Genomic DNA, 563 nt, shown 5'->3' with positions numbered 1-563 from the left:
GGCGGCTGAAACGGCTCATTCAGGCTAACGGCTACGACATGATTCACTGTCATACGCCGGTCGGCGGCGTGCTTGCACGCCTTGCGGCGAGACAAGCGCGCCAAAAAGGGACAAAGGTGCTGTACACCGCGCACGGCTTTCACTTCTGCGACGGAGCGCCCCTGAAAAATTGGCTTCTTTATTACCCGATCGAAAAATTTCTCTCTTCTTACACGGATTGTTTGATTACGATTAATGAAGAGGATTACGAACGGGCCAAGCAAATGAAAAAAACAGCTTGCGGCGCGAAGAAAATACACGGCATCGGCGTGAATACAGACAGGTTTCGCCCTGTGAGCCGGGCAGAGAGTGAACGTCTGAGAGAAAAACACGGCTTCGGCGCCGGGGAATTTATCCTCATATACCCCGCTGAATTAAACGGCAATAAAAACCAGGGACTTCTCATTGAGGCTGCGGCACTGCTGAAGAACCGCATTCCGGAGCTGAAACTCGTATTTGCCGGAGAAGGCGCGATGGAAGAGGCGTACAGAAAAAAGGCTGAATCACTCGGGGTATCCGACATT

At 52.0% G+C, this 563-nt stretch carries 1 protein-coding gene; it reads left to right on the top strand.

Annotated elements, in window-relative coordinates; all coding sequences use genetic code 11:
• Positions 1-563, top strand: a 563-nt coding sequence (locus ACTD9P_RS29675; protein ID WP_438870426.1) for a glycosyltransferase, incomplete at both ends; no start/stop codon positions are given.

Source organism: Pseudomonas onubensis, from assembly GCF_965653655.1.
Taxonomy (GTDB): domain Bacteria; phylum Pseudomonadota; class Gammaproteobacteria; order Pseudomonadales; family Pseudomonadaceae; genus Aquipseudomonas.
The sequence above is the reverse complement of the archived record's forward strand: the minus strand, read 5'-3'. Positions and strand labels throughout refer to the sequence as shown.